Annotated in this window: 17 protein-coding genes; 3 read left to right on the forward strand and 14 right to left on the reverse strand. The window is 48.7% G+C overall.

Annotation, left to right across the window (positions count from 1 at the left end; all coding sequences use genetic code 11):
* Window positions 1-5 precede the first annotated feature (5 nt).
* Genes CLV60_RS10505 through CLV60_RS35005 form a run of 5 tightly spaced genes read right to left on the reverse strand, consistent with a single transcriptional unit; the run spans window position 6 to window position 3,453 of the window.
* A complete protein-coding gene (locus CLV60_RS10505; RefSeq protein ID WP_106595327.1) occupies window positions 6-572 on the reverse strand; it encodes a 50S ribosomal protein L25/general stress protein Ctc in 567 nt (188 codons plus the stop codon).
* A 35-nt stretch (window positions 573-607) separates the two neighbouring features.
* A complete protein-coding gene (locus CLV60_RS10510; RefSeq protein WP_106595328.1) occupies window positions 608-1,552 on the reverse strand; it encodes a ribose-phosphate pyrophosphokinase in 945 nt (314 codons plus the stop codon).
* A gap of 38 nt (window positions 1,553-1,590) precedes the next feature.
* Window positions 1,591-2,169 (reverse strand): phosphatase PAP2 family protein, encoded by a 579-nt coding sequence (locus CLV60_RS10515; protein ID WP_106595329.1) that lies wholly within the window; start codon window positions 2,167-2,169, stop codon window positions 1,591-1,593.
* Window positions 2,166-3,143, reverse strand: coding sequence for a tryptophan--tRNA ligase (gene trpS / locus CLV60_RS10520; protein WP_106595330.1), 978 nt, complete (start codon window positions 3,141-3,143; stop codon window positions 2,166-2,168). The genes CLV60_RS10515 and trpS overlap by 4 nt, the downstream gene beginning before the upstream one ends.
* Window positions 3,144-3,159: 16 nt before the next feature.
* Window positions 3,160-3,453: a type II toxin-antitoxin system RelE/ParE family toxin gene (locus CLV60_RS35005; RefSeq protein ID WP_106595331.1), complete on the reverse strand. Its 294-nt coding sequence runs from the start codon at window positions 3,451-3,453 to the stop codon at window positions 3,160-3,162.
* Between the two features lie 334 nt (window positions 3,454-3,787).
* Here CLV60_RS35005 and CLV60_RS10535 point away from each other — a divergent pair, with 334 nt between their 5' ends.
* The 3 genes from CLV60_RS10535 to trxA all read left to right on the forward strand — a co-directional run bounded on the left by CLV60_RS10535 (window position 3,788) and on the right by trxA (window position 8,567).
* Window positions 3,788-4,459 (forward strand): DUF2461 domain-containing protein, encoded by a 672-nt coding sequence (locus CLV60_RS10535; protein ID WP_106595333.1) that lies wholly within the window; start codon window positions 3,788-3,790, stop codon window positions 4,457-4,459.
* 51 nt (window positions 4,460-4,510) lie between these two features.
* A complete protein-coding gene (gene dnaE, locus CLV60_RS10540) occupies window positions 4,511-8,149 on the forward strand; it encodes a DNA polymerase III subunit alpha (RefSeq protein WP_106595334.1) in 3,639 nt (1,212 codons plus the stop codon).
* An 85-nt stretch (window positions 8,150-8,234) separates the two neighbouring features.
* Window positions 8,235-8,567: a thioredoxin gene (gene trxA / locus CLV60_RS10545; protein ID WP_090157505.1), complete on the forward strand. Its 333-nt coding sequence runs from the start codon at window positions 8,235-8,237 to the stop codon at window positions 8,565-8,567.
* A 365-nt stretch (window positions 8,568-8,932) separates the two neighbouring features.
* On the opposite strand, the gene CLV60_RS10550 is transcribed toward trxA, so the two are convergent.
* The 9 genes from CLV60_RS10550 to CLV60_RS10590 all read right to left on the reverse strand — a co-directional run bounded on the left by CLV60_RS10550 (window position 8,933) and on the right by CLV60_RS10590 (window position 17,717).
* Entirely contained in the window at window positions 8,933-9,625 is a 693-nt protein-coding gene (locus CLV60_RS10550; RefSeq protein ID WP_229210909.1) for a DUF8737 domain-containing protein, read from the reverse strand.
* Window positions 9,626-9,705: 80 nt separating this feature from the next.
* Entirely contained in the window at window positions 9,706-10,302 is a 597-nt protein-coding gene (locus CLV60_RS10555; protein WP_106595335.1) for a Crp/Fnr family transcriptional regulator, read from the reverse strand.
* Window positions 10,295-11,173 carry an aldose 1-epimerase family protein gene (locus CLV60_RS10560; protein WP_106595464.1) on the reverse strand — a complete coding sequence of 293 codons (879 nt, stop codon included), beginning with the start codon at window positions 11,171-11,173 and terminating at the stop codon, window positions 10,295-10,297. Before CLV60_RS10560 ends, CLV60_RS10555 begins: the two co-directional genes overlap by 8 nt.
* Before the next feature lie 5 nt (window positions 11,174-11,178).
* Complete coding sequence (locus CLV60_RS10565) at window positions 11,179-12,390, reverse strand: aspartate aminotransferase family protein (protein ID WP_106595336.1); 1,212 nt, start codon at window positions 12,388-12,390, stop codon at window positions 11,179-11,181.
* 2 nt (window positions 12,391-12,392) lie between these two features.
* Window positions 12,393-13,586, reverse strand: coding sequence for an ATP-grasp domain-containing protein (locus CLV60_RS10570; protein WP_106595337.1), 1,194 nt, complete (start codon window positions 13,584-13,586; stop codon window positions 12,393-12,395).
* Window positions 13,579-14,421: a type 1 glutamine amidotransferase gene (locus CLV60_RS10575; protein ID WP_106595338.1), complete on the reverse strand. Its 843-nt coding sequence runs from the start codon at window positions 14,419-14,421 to the stop codon at window positions 13,579-13,581. The genes CLV60_RS10570 and CLV60_RS10575 overlap by 8 nt, the downstream gene beginning before the upstream one ends.
* A gap of 125 nt (window positions 14,422-14,546) precedes the next feature.
* Window positions 14,547-15,644 (reverse strand): carboxylate-amine ligase, encoded by a 1,098-nt coding sequence (locus tag CLV60_RS10580; protein WP_106595339.1) that lies wholly within the window; start codon window positions 15,642-15,644, stop codon window positions 14,547-14,549.
* A 28-nt stretch (window positions 15,645-15,672) separates the two neighbouring features.
* Complete coding sequence (locus CLV60_RS10585; RefSeq protein ID WP_106595340.1) at window positions 15,673-16,977, reverse strand: ATP-grasp domain-containing protein; 1,305 nt, start codon at window positions 16,975-16,977, stop codon at window positions 15,673-15,675.
* A gap of 26 nt (window positions 16,978-17,003) precedes the next feature.
* Window positions 17,004-17,717 carry an esterase family protein gene (locus CLV60_RS10590; RefSeq protein WP_106595341.1) on the reverse strand — a complete coding sequence of 238 codons (714 nt, stop codon included), beginning with the start codon at window positions 17,715-17,717 and terminating at the stop codon, window positions 17,004-17,006.
* Between the last annotated feature and the right edge of the window lie 31 nt (window positions 17,718-17,748).

The raw sequence follows: 17,748 nt of genomic DNA on the forward strand, positions 1-17,748 counted from the left end.
AATACTTACTTGCCAAGTGTACCGCGAAGCGCACGTGGGATTTCAACTGATGCGATCGGGTTGCTTGCCGCTGTCAATATAACAAAATTTTCAGCTTTGAGTGCACCAACCTTCACAGATTTTCCTAAATCTAGTTCAGTCACATCAACATTTACATAGTCAGGGATGTTATCCGCAAGACCCTGTACGCGCAATTTACGCAATTTTTGGTTCATTTTACCACCTTTCATTACTCCGGCAGATGTACCAGTCAATTTGATAGGTACTTCAACTTTAATTTCTTTTCCGGGAATGATTTGCAGAAAATCCGCGTGGATCAACGCATCGTTTACCGGGTGGTATTGTGTTTCCTGAAGAATCGCATTGTATATAGTACCTTCGATGTTCAGTGTAACGTTAAAAATATCCGGTGTGAAAAGCAATTCACGGAACAACATAGTAGGTGCATAGAAATGCACTTGTTCGCTTCCTCCGTACAGCACAGATGGAACATAACCCTGAGCGCGCAAGGTTTGTGATTCCACCTTGCCGAGATTCGCTCTTTTAAACCCTACAATCTCAAGACTTTTCATAAGAATTTTTATAAGAAAGTTAAATAAAAGAAAATTTACTGAGAATTTATAAACAATGAACTAATAGATTCGTGATCGCGGATCCGACCTATTGCCTTTGCAAAAATTTCTGCAACAGACAGTACGCGGATTTTTTCATTCTGTTGCTTAAGAGGAATAGTATCTGTTACAATCAGCTCTTCCAGCACCGAATTGGCAATATTTTCATGCGCCTTGCCCGACATAATCGCGTGTGTGCTGATCGCCCGCACGGACGTCGCACCTTTCTCCATGATAATCTCGGCTGCCTTGCAAAGCGTACCACCCGTGTCGATCAGGTCGTCTACCAGCACTACGTCCATCCCTTCCACATCTCCGATCACCTGCATGCTGGCGATTTCGTTGGCGCGTTTCCGGTGCTTGTCACACAGGATCATGTCCGCGTTCAGGAACTTTGCGAAATTCCGTGCACGTGCGGCGCCGCCTACGTCGGGCGATGCGATCAGCAGATTTTTGAGGTTCAGGGATTTGATATAAGGAACAAAAATCGAGGTTCCTTCGAGGTGGTCGACAGGCAGGTCTAGAAAGCCCTGGATCTGTCCGGCGTGTAAGTCTATGGTCATCACGCGGTCAACTCCTACTGCCGTGAGGAGGTTTGCAACGACTTTCGCTGCAATGGCCACGCGAGGCTTGTCTTTTCGGTCTTGGCGAGCGTAGCCGAAATAGGGGATCACCACCGTCACATAGTGTGCCGAAGCACGACGGGCCGCATCCACCATCAGCAGCAGCTCCATCAGGTTATCGGCAGGAGGGAACGTAGATTGGATCAAAAACACATCACAACCCCTGATCGACTCCTCGAAACTTGGCGACAGCTCACCATCGCTGAATTTCCGCAACGTGTAGCCTCCCAGTTCCTTACCATAATACCTGGCAATGTCTTTGGCCAAATATTCGGACTGACTCCCCGAAAATATTTTTACTGTATTGAATGAACCCATGGCCAAACTAAAATTTGCGCAAAATTAAATAAAACCAGTTAATTAAGATAGTATCTTTTTAAAAAAATATAATAAAGCTGCACAAAGCAGTATCCGACCAGCAACCCGACGAGAGCTCCGACGAGGATATCGAGCGGGTAATGCACCCCTACATATACGCGGCTATATGCGTAAACGACCGCCCAAAGGAACAAAAATGCCATTTGCGGCACGCTCTTTCGAAGCAAGCTGAACCACGCGATCGCCAATGCAAAACTTGTTGACGCATGCGATGAAGCGAAGCCGTAGAGGCCGCCGCAGTCGGTTACGTGGTGCATTACCGTGGTGATCGTGGGATCGTGACAGGGCCGTAACCTCAAAAAGTAGGGCTTCATGAATCCGGAAGTAACCTTATCGGCCACGGCAACCGCCAATATTACGGCAATGATGATGAAGCCACCTTTTTTCCAGCCCTCGGCGCGGATTGTCAATGCGATGAGCACCACGTACATCGGCACCCAGGTGAATTTATAGGTAACCCAGTACATCACCGTGTCGAGCCAGGGCGTGTGGTGGCCATTGAGCCATAAAAACAGCTCCTGGTCGGCGCGGACTATGCTATGTACCGCATCCGTCATGAACTAAAACCGAGCACTTTTCTAACCTTGCCGATTGTTTCCTGAGCGATTTCGCGTGCTTTGGCTTCGCCCTCCACGAGAATGCCTTCCAGCTCCTCCGTATTTTCCATATAATAATTGAAAATGCGGCGCGGCTCAGCAAACACTTCTAGAAAGCATTCAAAAAGCGCCTGCTTGGCATGTCCATAACCGTAGCCGCCGTTGAGGTAATTCTGGCGCATCGTTTCGACGTCCGACTCCTTTGCGACCAGGCTATAAAGCTGGAATGTGATATCGTTATTCGGATCTTTCGGTTCTTCGAGCTGTTTCGAGTCGGAAAGGATCTTTTTCGTTACCTTTTTCAGCTCGTTCTCCGGCAGGAAAATATCGATGTAATTGTGGTACGACTTGCTCATTTTCTGGCCGTCGAGGCCCGGGATCGTCATAATGCGCTCGTCGATCTTGGGCTCGGGCAGCACCAGAATATCCTCACCCGCCAGAATGTTGAAGCGGTTGGCGATGTCTTTGCTCATTTCAAGATGCTGCTTCTGATCCTTGCCCACCGGAATGATATTCGCATTATAAAGCAGAATATCAGCCGCTTGCAGGACAGGATAGGTGAATAGTCCCGCATTTACATCCGACAGTTTCTCCGATTTGTCTTTAAATGACGTTGCATTTGCCAGCATCGGGAATGGTGTGAAGCAGTTCAGATACCAGTTAAGCTCGGTATGCTCCTGCACCCGCGACTGGCGCCAGAAAACATTTTTTTTGTAATCGAATCCGAATGCGAGCCAGGTAGCCGCAATTGCGCGGACATACTCACCACGTTCCACGCCGTTTTTCAGCGTTGTGAGCGAATGGAGGTCGGCAATGAAGAAAAAAGATTCGTTCTGGGGATTTTTAGAGAGTTCGATCGCAGGTTTGATGGCTCCCAGGATGTTACCCAGGTGAGGTCGCCCGCTGCTTTGAATGCCTGTTAGGATTCTGGCCATTTATTACTATTGATACTTAGTTACGTGATGTTGGTTTACGGCGATTGTCCCAGAAATACAGCAAGAGGATATGGTCTTCTTTAATTTCATAAAACAAAGAGCATTGTTTTGTGAGAAATCCTCTGCGTATTTCCCTTCTTGATTTGGAAGCTTTGTACATCAAGGGAAACAACGATATTTGTTTCAGAACGTCCCTGGTTGTCCGAAAGAATTTACGAACCTCTTTTTCAGACCAATTCAGTTCTAAGTGTGTGATGATGTCGTCAAAAGTGTCTTGAGCTTCTTCCGACCAATGAATGGGTAAGCTCATAAATACTTGCTGTACTTGGCCATCACTTCCTCGTGAGGCTTCGTCTGACCTGCCGTCGCCTGCTTCTGCGCTCGATCTATTCCATCCTTTACATGATCAGGCAGTTCATCCCAAAAGTCTGTTTCACCCAGTCTCTTTTGTATGTCCTCCCAGTCCCTTATGGAGATGTAAACACCAGTTCTTTCTCCCTTCTCATTCGACAAATACTGCACATTCATAGCTATCAACAGGTTAGCGTTATCAGGTGGGCATTAGCCTTTTCTTAATCCCAAAATTCGTTAAATTGAACCAGAAAACGTAGTAAATTTGAATTTTATACCTTCACCAACACGACATGGATTCTAAAACGCTGCACTTTCTCAGTCAATTAGCCGAAAACAATAACAGGGAGTGGTTTCAGGAAAATAAAAAATTGTATGAAGCCGCGAAGGCGGATATGGAAAAGCTGGTCGGCTATCTGATCACCGAGGTAGGGAAGTTCGAAGACCTCGGAAATGTACAAGTCAAAGATTGTATGCTGCGCATTTACCGCGATGTCCGTTTTTCGAAAAACAAGGATCCGTACAAGAAAAATCTGGCTGCGGGCATTGGTCCGGGCGGGAAGAGTTCCGGGAAAATTGACTATTACCTGCAAGTTCAACCGGGCGATCAGACGTTCCTGGGCGGCGGTATGTGGGAGGTAACTACCGAGCAGCTGGCCCGCTATCGTCAGGAGATCGATTACAATGCACATGAGCTGAAATCGATCATTGAGGAAAAGGAATTTCACAGTTATTTTCCTGAAATACACGGAGAAAGCCTCAAAACAGTTCCTAAGGGTTATTCCAAAGATCACCCGGAAATAGCGCTGCTGAAACGCAAACAACTTTTCTTCATGCACCGGTATACCGATAAAGAGGTGGCTTCCAAAGACTTCGGTAACCTGGTTTTGAAAGGCATTCAATTGCTGAAACCCTTTACCGATTATATGAATTATGTATTGTACGAAGAAGCGGAAGAGCATTGATCGCTGACCCGGATTCAACAAGGCTGCCATACCCATTACAACCCATTTAATATGCAATTTTCACATTTGCACTGTCATACACAGTTCTCGCTGCTCGATGGTGCTGCCGATATTAAAAAGCTGTTCAAAAAGGCCAAGGAGGACAATATGCCCGCCGTCGCCATCACCGACCATGGTAATATGTTCGGGGTGTTCGAATTTGTGGCCGAGGGGAACAAGCAGGGCATCAAGCCGATCGTCGGTTGCGAGTTTTATGTGGTGGAAGACCGGCACGTACGGCAGTTTACAAAAGACAAGAAGGACGTTCGTTTTCACCAGCTGCTTCTTGCCAAGGATGAGATCGGCTACAAAAACCTCGTGAAAATGTGCTCGCTGGGCTTCATGGAGGGGATGTATGGTAAATATCCGCGGATCGATAAGGAGTTGATCGTGAAATATCACCACGGATTGATCGCTACTACCTGCTGTATCGGTGCGATGATCCCGAAGACGATTATTCGTCAGGGCGAAGAGGCGGCGGAAAAGGAATTCCGGTGGTGGCTGGATCTGTTCGGGGATGATTTCTATGTAGAATTGCAGCGTCATGATATTCGGGATCAATATATTGTGAATGAGGTGCTTATCAAGTTTGCGAGGAAATACAATGTGAAGATCATCTGCTCGAATGACTCGCATTACGTTGATCGCGACGATTGGAACGCGCACGATATATTGCTCTGTATCAACACGGGAGACAAGCAAAGTACGCCGTCTGCCAAGGATTTTGATGATGAGAAGGGGATTCCAAAAGGCTCCCGCTTCGCATTCTACAATGATCAGTTCTATTTCAAAAAAACCAGCGAAATGCTGCAACTGTTCAACGACCTGCCCGAGTCGCTGGACAATACCAATGAGATCGTAGATAAAATCAAAACGCTCGATCTCCGGAAAGACATTCTGCTTCCCAACTTCCCGATTCCCGACGAATTTAAGACGCATACGTTGTCGGAAATGGTGGGTAAAAAGGAGCTTACTGCGGATGTGCTCAACCAATGGGAATACCTGCGGCACCTTACGTTTGAGGGCGCGCGGAGGAAATATGAAGTAGTCACGCCTGAAATCGAGGAACGGCTCAACTTCGAGCTGCAAACGATCCGGAACATGGGTTTTCCGGGTTACTTCCTCATTGTGGCCGACTTTATCGACGCGGGCCGCAAAATGGGCGTGTTTATCGGTCCCGGCCGTGGTTCGGCGGCGGGTTCCGCGGTAGCCTACGCGATCGGGATTACAAATATCGACCCGGTCAAGTACGATCTCCTTTTTGAGCGTTTCCTTAACCCCGACCGTATCTCCATGCCCGATATCGATACCGACTTCGACGACGATGGCCGTCAGAAGGTGATCGATTATGTGGTAAAAAAATATGGCTATAACCAGGTTGCGCAGATCGTAACCTATGGCACAATGGCCGCCAAATCGGCGATCAAGGATGTGGCACGGGTAATGGACCTGCCGCTACCTGATGCGAACATGCTCGCGAAGCTGGTGCCGGACAAGCCTACTTATAATATGACGTTGAACCGCATTTTCACAGCGCCATTGGAAGGGGAGGGTAGTTTGATGAAGAAGGAAGGCATTTCCCCCGACGAACTGGAGAATGTAAAGCGGATGCGCACCATTGCATTGGGTAGTGATTTGCAAGCCAGCGTTTTACAAGAAGCGCGCAGGCTCGAAGGTACCGTGCGAAATACAGGTATCCACGCGGCCGGTATCATCATCGCACCCAGCGATTTGACCGAGATTATCCCGGTGAGCACATCTAAGGACTCCGACTTTTTGATTACCCAATACCAAGGAAAAATCATCGAGGATGCCGGTGTAATCAAGATGGACTTTTTGGGGCTTCGAAACCTTTCGATCATCAAGGAGGCCCTACGGATGATTAAGAATAACCACGGAGTAGATATTGTGATCGACGACGTGCCGCTTGACGACCCGAAAGTGTTCGAACTGTTCCAACGCGGTGAAACCAACGCGATATTCCAGTTCGAATCCGACGGGATGAAGAAGTACATGCGCGACCTCATCCCGGATCGTTTCGAGCACTTGATCGCGATGAACGCCTTGTACCGTCCGGGCCCGATCGCCTACATTCCTAACTTTATCCGCCGGAAGAATGGGCAGGAGGAAGTAACATATGATTTGCCCGAATTGGAAGAGTATCTGGCTGATACTTATGGAATTACCGTTTATCAAGAGCAGGTAATGCTTTTGTCGCAGAAGTTGGCCGGCTTTACGAAAGGCCAGGCGGATACGCTGCGGAAGGCGATGGGTAAGAAGCAGATCGAAACGCTGAACAAGCTCAAAGGCGACTTCATGAAAGGCGGCACCGAAAAGGGCCTCGACGCGAAGAAGCTGGAAAAAATATGGACCGACTGGGAAGCATTTGCATCCTACGCATTCAACAAATCCCACTCGACGTGTTACGCTTTTGTGGCCTACCAAACGGCCTATTTGAAAGCGCATTATCCCTCTGAGTATATGGCTGCTGTTTTGACCAGCTCCCTGGGTAGTATTGATAAGATTACATTCTTTATGGAGGAATGTAAAAACCTAGGGCTACCTCTTAAAGGCCCGGATATCAATGAATCGGAGCGCCAGTTTAGCGTGAATAAAAGTGGGGTAATTCGTTTCGGGCTTGCAGGGGTAAAAGGTAGTGGCGATGCTGCCGTAGAATCGATTATTGAAGAAAGGACTAAAAATGGCCCATTCAACGATGTGTTCGATTTTATGACGCGCGTCAATCTAAGAACAGTGAATAAGAAAACATTGGAAAGTCTTGCATACGCAGGTGCATTCGACTGTTTTACTGACTATCATAGAGCTCAATATTTTGCTGTAGAGCCGGGCGATAGTGCAACATTTATAGAAAAGCTTATCAAGTATGCTAACAGAGTTCAAGGTACTGCAACAATAGACTTGTTTAGCGTGTCGGGAGTCGCTGCGGACTTTGCGAAACCCAAGCCAGCATCTGTTGAGCCTTGGGACGATCTGGCCAAGCTCCGGTACGAGCAGGAGGTGGTCGGTTTCTATATTTCGGGCCATCCGCTGGATACTTTCCGCACGGAGCTAGACAATTTCTGCACTTGCACCGTAGACAAAGTATTGGAAATCCATGATGGTGAGCGTGCGCCGCGGTATTACGGCAAGGAAATCAACGTGGCGGGGATTGTCACGAGTGCGCAGGAAAGAATGTCGAAAAACGGCAGCTTGTTTATGATCTTCAAAATCGAGGACTACCAGGGTGCAATGGAGATGCTGATCGGCGGGGAGGATTATATCCGGTTTAAGAACTACCTGCAAGTAGGCCAGTTTTTGTACATCAAAGGTAAAGTACAGAACCGCTGGAAGCAGGAGGATCAGTTTGAGTTCAAGATTTCGCAGATACAGCTCCTGCCGGAGATCATGGAGAAGATGTGCCGGAAAATCAGGATCAACCTTACGCTGGATCAGATCGACGCACAGTTCATTCACGTGCTCAATGAAACCTTTGGAAGTTACCCCGGCGGGTGCCAGGTGAGCATGACGGTGAAGGACCCGGAGACGCATCTGGAAGTCGAAATGTTGTCACGCGGTTACCGTGTAGCGCCTAGTAATGAGCTGTTTAAAGTGCTGCGTGGCTCTCTGGGAGTGAAATTCTTTTTAAACTGATTTGTATTAAATTAAATAAGGAACTTTTAAATAATAATATTCCTTATTAACCCAGATTGATAAATAACATTTAGACACTTAAAACATGGGAAAAGCACTTGAAATTACCGATAGCACCTTCGACGAACTGATCCAGGGCGATAAGCCAGTACTGGTTGACTTCTGGGCTGAGTGGTGTGGGCCTTGTAAAATGATCGGTCCGGTTGTTGAGCAACTCGCCGGTGAATACGATGGCAAGGCGGTTATCGGTAAAATGGATGTGGATATGAACTCTTCGGTACCTGCAAAATTCGGTATCCGCAGTATCCCTACGCTGATGATCTTCAAAGGCGGCCAACTGGTAGATAAAGTAGTAGGCGTTGTTCCCAAAACAACCCTTGAAGATAAATTGAATGCGCAAATCGAAGCGACCGTTTGATAATCGCTGATTTGTGAAAGAGTTAAAAGCCCCGGTGACGGGGCTTTTTTTATTGGTATGCTGTAATGCTTCTTTTTTTACCTAAACCACCCTATGAAGAAGCCAAGATGATCGAACGCAATTTGCATAAGTTGGGTAGTGATCTGTTGGCGATTGAATTGGAAATAATCGGCTTTCTGCCGGATTGCAAATCTGATGCTTGGTTGTTGCATGCCTACGGCATTTGACGGCTTTCCATGTGGCATGTTTGCTACCAATATTACATGCCTACGGCATTTGATGCCTCAGATATGAGGTGGTGTAAGTAGTCGGATGCCAAGTCGCGTAGCGACGTAACATTGGTAGCAAATCGAATACGAGCACCCTTACCGTAAATCCCGCAGGGATGTAACAACACCGCTGGATAACTTCAAAATAGCCAGAACATGCGAAAACAGCACCGCGGGCACGATGAATGCCGGTAGCAAAACATACGGCGCTTTCAATATCCCGACATTAGGCTGATCGAAGGCAAATTGCTGTAACGGCGTAGGCGCAGAGAGAATGGCGCTGACGACGATGTTGAGCAGCAAACCGACACAAACGATATTCCAAACAAGCAACCCACGGTTCCCGACCAGCCCCTTTTGATAAGCCAGCCAAATCAATGGAGCGGTGATGCCCGAAAGAATATCCGGATTGCTGCCTTCAAACGTCATCAGTTTGGGGATTTCTCCCATTTGGAAAAGGCAAAATAACACAAGCTCCACCGCTATTCTGATGGTGTGGAGTAAGGTTAGATGTTTCAACGAACTGGTTTCGACCAGCATTTTGCGTCGGAAAACTGCCAGATAGGTGATGAAAATCACCGGCGGACCCATTGCCAGTGCAAAATGCGGAGGCAGGCTGGTGGTATCGAGGTAAAAGCCATTTGCACTCAGCAGCATTTGCAACGGCATCCAGCCAAGGAGCAGAAGCCAGTGTAATTTCGGTGCCGAAATCGCGCGATAGAGCATGAGCCAAGTTGCAATGACGATCGCTGCAAATAGGGCAGGGAGTATTAATGGATTGATATTCATAACGATGATTGGTTTTTATGCGAATTAAACCAATCGTCCTCCGGGGAATCTTGCCATTTGGCAATTAATTACGTCTGCCCTTATTTTTCTGAAACTTCCTTCCGGATCCGGCTCAGGGAGCTGTCGGTGATGCCGAGATAGGAGGCTATCGTGCGTAGCGGGGCGTGATGAAAGATATCCGGGTTGCTTTGAAGGAGTTGCAGATAGCGGGTTTCGGCGGTTTCGGTGATGGTCGATAACATGCGGGATTTCAGACTGGAAAATCCCCGAACCAGAATGCTCCGGCCGAATTCGCGGAACTCCGGCAAGGCGTGGAACAGCTCGTTGAGCGTCGCGTAGGTGATCGCAATGCCCGTACATGACATGAGCGCCTGGATATTTTCGCGCGAGGGTATGCGATGAAAAAAGGAAGTTATCTCAAATACCACCTGTTGCGGACCGTGAAAACTGGTAGTGATATCGTTCCCGTCAGGATCAGTGGCAAACGAACGCATGTAGCCCTCCGTGAGGAAAACATATTCATTGGAAACGGAACCTTCTTTCAGCAGGAAGTCGCCTTTGTTGATACGCAGCGGATAGAACCGTTCCGAAACTTCCGATGCCATTTTGGCTGGCATCGGATAGGCTTTGGTGATAAAATCTACCAGCTTCGACTGCTCGGGCGACAAGCTATTCATTGATTTCAATAGTGAAACCGGCATCAAACGTACCGCCCGCTTCCAGCTTCAAAATCCCTTCCTTCGTTTCGAAATTCTGATCCGAATCGGCGCTGTCGGCGATGCCTAGCCAAGGTTCAATGCACACGAAATGGCCGCCTGGTTTGGCCCAGATGCCGAGGTAGGGGAAATCTTTGTAGGAAACTGTAATGACTTGTCCGGATTTAGTACTTCTCAAACTTACTTGTTTTGAAATCAAGTGTTTGAAAATCAATGCGTCATTGTCAAACAGCTGGCTGTTCAGATGCAGGACATTGGTATGTTCGAGCACCGGTTTGGTCGCGTTACCCACGAGTCCGTTCTTTTCAAGTAGCCAGGTCGAATCGTTTTCAATCGCTTCGAATTCAAGGTAATAATCTTCGTAAACTTCATCCTCGTGCAGCGGGCATTTGAATGCCGGGTGGCCGCCAAGGGAGAACAGCATTTCTTCACTACCATGATTGATCACTTTGTGGTCAATAACTACCTTTTTGTGATCCAGCCGGTAGGTGATCTCAAACTCAAATTCAAATGGATAAATAGCAAGCGTTTCTTCGCTGTATTTTAGTGTAAATGTGAGACTATCAGTTGCTTGATTCGTCAGCTTTACATTTGCATTGTTACGTACCATTCCATGGCGCGGCACGGCATATTCGCCCCCTTTATATTTCACAAAGCCATTCTTGATCGCTCCGATAACCGGAAAAAGCACCGGTGCGTAACTGCTCCATACCGCGGGATCGGCATTCCAGAGAAAGTCTTTACCCGTTACCGTCGACTGGATCTGACAAAGCTCGGCGCCGGTTTCCTGTACCGAGATCTTTAAATGGTGATTTTGAATGGAATAGGTCATATCGTTCAAGAATTCAGGACTTTAATGATGGTTGCGCAGGCCTCCCTGATTTGGGCTTCAGTGATCGTCAACGGGGGAGCAATACGCATGGAATTGTCGCAAAACAAGAACCAGTCGGTCACGACACCTAGCTCGATGCATTGATCGATGGTTGCTTTCAGTTTCTCGAAAGATTCCATTTCTGCCGCAAGCATAAGGCCTTTTCCGCGGATTTCCTTGATTTCGGGGTGATTTAACAGGTTTTTAAACAACTCACCCTTGGCAATCGCCGCTTCGGAAAGCCGCTCGTCGATCGTCACACGCAAGGCGGCTAGCGAAGCTGCGCAACTCACAGGATGTCCGCCAAAAGTGGTAATGTGCCCGAGTATCGGGTTGGTTTTCAGTACTTTCATGATCTGCTGCGATGCCATGAAAGCGCCGATCGGCATGCCGCCGCCCATTCCTTTGGCACTCAACAGAATATCCGGGTAAATGCCGTATTGCTCAAATGCCCAGAAGCTTCCGGTACGGCCAAACCCAGTCTGTATTTCATCCAAAATGAGCAGAGTGCCAGTTTCAGTGCATTTCCGGCGCAATGCAACGAGGTAATCTGCCTCAGGCACGCGTACACCCGATTCTCCTCCGATTACTTCGATGATTACGGCGGCAGTTTGACCGGTAATTTTTTCTAAATCAGGCAAATATCCATGCTGAATATGCTTCACACCCGGCAGCAGCGGGCGGAAATTTCGTTTGAAAAACTCAGCGCCGGCAAGGCTTAATGCACCCTGTGTGGCGCCGTGGTAGGCATTATAGCAAGAGATGAATTCGCGTCGTCGGGTAAACCGCTTTGCCAGTTTCATCGCACCTTCCACTGCTTCGGTACCCGAATTGGTGAAATAGACGTTGTCGATCAACCCGAAAGGCGAAGGGTTAGGGGCTTCGAGGCGCAGCGTGTCGGCCAGTGCTTTCGCAAGCTGTACTTGTGCGCTTTGCACGTACTCGCCGTAGACGAGCAGGTGCATGTGTTTGTCGAGCTGCGCGTGAATGGCTTCGAGGACTTTGGGATGCCTGTGGCCGACGTTGCTCACGCCGATACCGGAAATCAGGTCCATGTATGACTTGCCATCCGGGCCGTACATATATACGCCCTCGGCCTTTTCAATTTCAAGGGCAAGCGGGAAATCGGAAGTTTGCGCCAGATGGTCGAAAAAGTGCTGGCGATGTGAGATATGCATTCTTAATGTTCAAAAAAACTGGCGCTACCGCCTACCCAGGTGAAATCCTTGTTGTACCGGACGCCGATCATTTCTCCCCGGCTTAACCGGCTGAGGCTGATGAGCAGTTCGGGCTTTTCGGCGCTATCCGTCCAGCCGTACATCATGCGGATTTCACATTTCACGAGGCCGTCGGGAGCCTGGATTACCGGTTCATAGGCGACTTTTCGCTGCAATATATAATTTTCCGGGTCGGCAATGGCTTCCAGATCCGCTTTTGTGAGGTGTAGTTGCACTCCCGAGCCTGCGAATGAGAACAGCGGTTTCAACACATAATTTTGAAGATCCGACGGAAAATCACCCTGGTAGTCGCTCAGGAAACGAGTCTCAGGTACAAATTCCCCGTTCAGAAAGGGCATTGCAAACTTGCTAATCCTGAAAAACCAGTTGGGATGGCCTACCCATTGCACATCTACTTCGTCGGTGAAATGGTAGCTGGTCTGCAAGTCGGGGTAGTTGAACAGGTCGTCGAAAATGAGGCGGTTGTAAATGCGTTTGACCCGAATTTTTCTGCCGTCCTTTTCGTAAAATAGTTGCCTGCCTTCGCGGATCAGTTTGGTATAACAAATGGCTTTTACGCCCAGCATTTGCTCCGTTACCGCAAAATCGATCCGCGTTTTCTGCTTTTCAGGAAAGATTTCAAGCAGAATAACATTTTCCGGCTGTTCGTCTCCGAGGATCAATGCTTTTAGCTTGGATACATATTCATCCAAAGAATTTGTGCCAAAGAGGTATCCGAAGTTTGACTGAACATCAAAAAACTTCCTGAACGTCTCGGACAGGAATGCCTGATAACCAAATATCGACGGAAATCCCTGTAATTCAATAAGCTGTGGCACGAGCTCGCCTGCTGCATTCCGGCAAATAGCGTAATCGATAGCCAGAAAGGATGTGTGCGCATTTTCGCCGGGTACGTGCTGGTTTGGCGGCACAGCGCGGTCGGTCTTTGCCCTGAAATCCGGTGATAGCAACGTTTCTATAATCTCGTCCGATGCCCGGAGTATTTTCTCCGTCAGTTCTTTGGGGACAAAAACGGGTGTTTCCGCCACCCTGAAATCCAGTTGACCGGGAAACGCCGAACTGAGTGATTCGACGAATTCCTCGTATCCTTTCTCCGTAAAGGAGTTGTTGAACGCTTCCCGGGCTTGCTTATGCATAGGCTGGCTGGAACGTTTTGTTGAATGCGTTTTTGAGAAATGTGGGAATGATGACGGCTTCGGTCATCGAAATTTTGTCAGGATCGTTCAAATGCTCGATCATATCATTGTACTTCTGCTCGCCGTGTGCATTGACAATCGCTTCTTTCTTATCGTCCTTCAAGAAATACCGCAGCATTCCTTCCGCATCGGCTTCGGGGTGAAACTGCGTGCCTACTATCTCGCTGGAAAAGCGGATCGCCATTACCGCGCGTTCAAGCGGCACATGCGGGCGGATTTTTTCAAGACAGAGCAGTTTAGCACCCAATGCATCGAATGCAAACTGGTTGGGCAGGGTAACCTGAAAATCACGTGAATCGACGATCCAGAAAGGGTCACTCAGTGCATTCAGTAGCGGATCTTTGCGGCCGGACGACGTTTTGTGCACAGGGAAAGTTCCGAAAGAAGTCTTACGTCGCTTGCTCACCGACGCCAGTTGCCAGTGAATGCAAGCCATTTGAAACGAGTGGCAGATCAGGAACAAATGCTTCTTGATACGGTTTTGTCGCTTCGCATTGTAGGCCAATATCTTATCCAGAAAGCCAAAGAATTTCTTTTCCCACGCCTCGCCAACCGGTGCCGGATTGCCGGGGCCGCCGGTAGAAATGTACGCGTCGAAATCCATTCCCGGTATTTCGAGCTTTTGTCTTACATCAAAAACAGTGAATTCAACGGGCACGCTTTCCTGCTCTCCAAATGCGGCGATGATCTTTTTGATGCATCGCATTCCCTCGTTGGGGTGGCCGTTGTACATGTCCAGGATCGCGATCCGGAAATGCTTTTCATGAGTGGTCATTTTAGTCGGTAGCCGGTTCGTGTCAGTGAAATCGGCCGTTAAGTTATAGAATCGGGTAACCTATTTTAAACAAATGTGTTCCTGATTAGTTCGGGTTTTGGGTTAAAAGTTTGATTTAATTCTAATCAAAGCCCGATTTTGGTTTCCGAAACAATATAATCTACTACGGCATTCAAACAGCCGGTTTCTTCGAATACTGCCAGCTGGCGGTCGGCACCGGTTCCCATTTCGAGAATCTGATGAATGTACTCGATTTCCTTCCGGCTCCCCAGCTCGTCGACCACATCGTCAATGAATTCGAGGAGCTCGTGAATGAGGATTTTGTACTCCACTTCCTCCTGCTTCCCGAAATCGATCAGTTTGCTGCTGATGCCATACCTTGCGGCGCGCCATTTGTTTTCATTGATGAGCATTCGCCGGTAGGGGCGGAAGCTCAGGTTCTGGCTGTGCAGCTTGTGGATTTTGGCCACGAGCGCCTGCATGATCGCCGCCAGGCAAATCGTCTCATCCGTACGCATGGGCACATCGCACATGCGGAACTCGATGGTGTTGAAAAACGGGTGCAAGCGGATATCCCACCAGATCTTCTTGCCATTATCGATGCAATTTGTTTTAATCAACAAGGCAAGGTACTCATCGTATTCCGCCGCGCTCGAAAAGAAATCGGGGATACCGGTTCTGGGGAATTTGTCGAAAACTTTGGAGCGGTATGATTTAAAACCCGTATTGCGCCCGCACCAGAACGGCGAGTTGGTCGACAATGCATAAATGTGCGGCAGGAAGTACCGTACTGCATTCATGATCTGGATTCCTTCGTTCCGGCTCTCGATACCCACGTGTACGTGCAGCCCGAAAATGAGGTTACCGCGTGCGACGTCGCGCATTTCGTCGATGATCTGGTCATAACGCGGATCGTCGGTAATGAGCTGGTCGACCCAGTCGGCGAAAGGGTGCGTACCGGCGGCGGCCACGCGCAGGTCCTGTTTTTCGGCCAGGTCGAGGATCATTCTGCGCAGGTAGGTTACTTCCTCCCGCGCTTCCTGGATGTTATGGCAGATATTCGTCCCCACTTCCACCACCGCCTGGTGCATTTCCGCTTTCACACGCTCCTTTAAAGTAATTTTTCCATCTTCAACCAGCTTTGACATATGCGACCGGAGGTTTCGGGTAACCGGGTCGATGGTTTGAAATTCTTCTTCAATTCCCAGGGTGAATGTTGCCATAATGTAAAAGCGGCTGAATTTTAGTTCGTCAGGATTTCTTCAATTTAGAGTTTTTAGCCGGCGCTTTGGTGGCTGCCGCCTTGGTAGTCGGGATTTTGGGTTCCGCTTCGGCGATGGGTTCGGTGGCGATAGCGCCCAGCGATTTGGCAGGCTTTTTAGGCGTTACCGCTTTTACTTTTACTTCGGTGGCGGAAGGAGTAGCTTCCTTTACAGGCTTGGCCGCGGCAGCTTTCGGCGCTTTTGCTGCGGCGGGGGCTTTTTCAGCTGTTTTGGCTGTTTTAGCGGGTGTTTTTGGTTTTGCGGGTTCGGCAGGTTTAGCGGCAGATTTAGCGGCAGGTGCCGGTGCTTCAACCGCTGGCGCCGCTTGTGCTGCTGCCGGAATTCCATTCACTGCCTGATTAATAAATGTACCCCAGGTCAGGTTAATCTGCCCCGGAACCTGCGCTTTTGCTCTTTCTATGGCCATATTCGCCGCAGCTTCCACCACCCATTCGAAATTATCGCGGCCTACCGAGTAAATGTCGGCGTCCGGCGCTGGATTGCAGAAGTCGATTGCGTAGGGGATGCCACCCCGTACGGCAAATTCAACGGTATTGAAATCATAGCCCAATGCGATATTGAGCTTCAATGTATAATCCTTAATGGTTTCGAGCAGCTTTTCGCGCTCCTCGCCCTGGGCTTTCAAATCGGCGGCATAGCGCAGATGGTGCGGGTTGCGTGGTTCGTAAGGCATCACCAGCACGTCTTTCTGACCTATACAATAGCAGCGCACATAGTCGTCGAACACGATTTCTTCCTGCAACATCATCACCAGCTGGCCTGTTTCCTCATGCTTGATCCACATATCCTGCGGGTTCACGACGCGGTAAACGCTCTTCCATCCGCCGCCGTCATGCGGTTTCATGTAGGCGGGGAAGCCCACATATTGGAATATCTCCTCCCAGGCCATCGGGAATGCCAGGTTGCGGAAGGAGGTTTCGGAAGTATTATCAGGACGTTGTTTGGACGGTAACAATACCGTTTTCGGCACAGGTATGCCCAGTTTTTCTGCCAATGCATTGTTAAAGAACTTCTCGTCGGCGCTCCACCAGAACGGATTGTTGATCACCGCGGTACCGGTAAGTGCTGCGTTCTTTAAAAAGGACCTGTAAAAGGGCACGTCCTGCGAAATGCGGTCGATAATCACGGCGTACTCGTTCGGGGCGGCTTGTATGACTTTATCGATGGTAACGGCCTCTGCGATAATGCCGTCTTCACCTTTGCTGTTGACTCTTTCGATAAACGCGTTCGGAAAGGTATTTTCCATTCCAAACAGGATTCCAATCTTTTTCATATGCAGGTTTTGAGTTGTGTTCTTGACTATTGCAATACAAGGCGTGACAGATAATCGGGAAACATTTTGTTCCAAAGCGGCCAGTCGTGCTTTTCCCAGCCGCGGATATCGAGCCAGTGTTCGATGCCATTGTTGTTGAGGATGTTGGACATCCGCAGGTTGCTGTCCAGGCAAATGTCCCAGTCGGAAGTCCCAAGCACGATTTTCATGTGCCCGAAACGCCAGCCTTGCTCATTGGGCATAAAATCGACAGGGTTATTGAAATACACCGTATCATCATAAAAGCCATTCAGGAAGCCGCGGATATCGAAAGCACCGCTCATGCTTAGCAGGTAAGCCACCTGGTCGGGATGGCGGAAGGCGAAATTAGCGGCATGGAAACCGCCAAAGCTGCAACCTGCGACGCCGATCTTGCCCACATTGCATTCATTCCTTATATAAGGTACGAGCTCGTTGGTCAGGAACTTATCGTATTGGATGTGGTTCTTGACGCGGTACTCGGGATTGAGATGCTTCCCGTACCACGAATCGGCGTCGATGGTATCGACGCAGTAAATCTTGTACTTGCCGGACTCCACCAGCCAACGTACGGATTCGATGAGCCCCATATCCTTGGCCTGGTAGTATCGGCCAAGCGTCGTCGGGAAAAGCAGAATAGGGTAGCCCCAGTTGCCGAAAACAAGCATCTCCACGTCCTTGTCGAGATGATGAGAGTAGTATTTAATGTGCTTCTCTTCCAAACAAAGACGGTTTATAGTTGATAAATGAAAT

The sequence above is a fragment of the Dyadobacter jiangsuensis genome, from assembly GCF_003014695.1.
Taxonomy (GTDB): Bacteria; Bacteroidota; Bacteroidia; order Cytophagales; family Spirosomataceae; genus Dyadobacter; species Dyadobacter jiangsuensis.

Excerpts from the sequence above, each read along its gene's own strand:
- CLV60_RS10505 (WP_106595327.1), bottom strand. The coding sequence starts at position 572 with ATGAAAAGTCTTGAGATTGTAGGGTTTAAAAGAGCGAATCTCGGCAAG.
- CLV60_RS10510 (WP_106595328.1), bottom strand. The coding sequence starts at position 1,552 with ATGGGTTCATTCAATACAGTAAAAATATTTTCGGGGAGTCAGTCCGAA.
- CLV60_RS10515 (WP_106595329.1), bottom strand. The coding sequence starts at position 2,169 with ATGACGGATGCGGTACATAGCATAGTCCGCGCCGACCAGGAGCTGTTT.
- trpS (WP_106595330.1), bottom strand. The coding sequence starts at position 3,143 with ATGGCCAGAATCCTAACAGGCATTCAAAGCAGCGGGCGACCTCACCTG.
- CLV60_RS35005 (WP_106595331.1), bottom strand. The coding sequence starts at position 3,453 with ATGAGCTTACCCATTCATTGGTCGGAAGAAGCTCAAGACACTTTTGAC.
- CLV60_RS10535 (WP_106595333.1), top strand. The coding sequence starts at position 3,788 with ATGGATTCTAAAACGCTGCACTTTCTCAGTCAATTAGCCGAAAACAAT.
- dnaE (WP_106595334.1), top strand. The coding sequence starts at position 4,511 with ATGCAATTTTCACATTTGCACTGTCATACACAGTTCTCGCTGCTCGAT.
- trxA (WP_090157505.1), top strand. The coding sequence starts at position 8,235 with ATGGGAAAAGCACTTGAAATTACCGATAGCACCTTCGACGAACTGATC.
- CLV60_RS10550 (WP_229210909.1), bottom strand. The coding sequence starts at position 9,625 with ATGAATATCAATCCATTAATACTCCCTGCCCTATTTGCAGCGATCGTC.
- CLV60_RS10555 (WP_106595335.1), bottom strand. The coding sequence starts at position 10,302 with ATGAATAGCTTGTCGCCCGAGCAGTCGAAGCTGGTAGATTTTATCACC.
- CLV60_RS10560 (WP_106595464.1), bottom strand. The coding sequence starts at position 11,173 with ATGACCTATTCCATTCAAAATCACCATTTAAAGATCTCGGTACAGGAA.
- CLV60_RS10565 (WP_106595336.1), bottom strand. The coding sequence starts at position 12,390 with ATGCATATCTCACATCGCCAGCACTTTTTCGACCATCTGGCGCAAACT.
- CLV60_RS10570 (WP_106595337.1), bottom strand. The coding sequence starts at position 13,586 with ATGCATAAGCAAGCCCGGGAAGCGTTCAACAACTCCTTTACGGAGAAA.
- CLV60_RS10575 (WP_106595338.1), bottom strand. The coding sequence starts at position 14,421 with ATGACCACTCATGAAAAGCATTTCCGGATCGCGATCCTGGACATGTAC.
- CLV60_RS10580 (WP_106595339.1), bottom strand. The coding sequence starts at position 15,644 with ATGGCAACATTCACCCTGGGAATTGAAGAAGAATTTCAAACCATCGAC.
- CLV60_RS10585 (WP_106595340.1), bottom strand. The coding sequence starts at position 16,977 with ATGAAAAAGATTGGAATCCTGTTTGGAATGGAAAATACCTTTCCGAAC.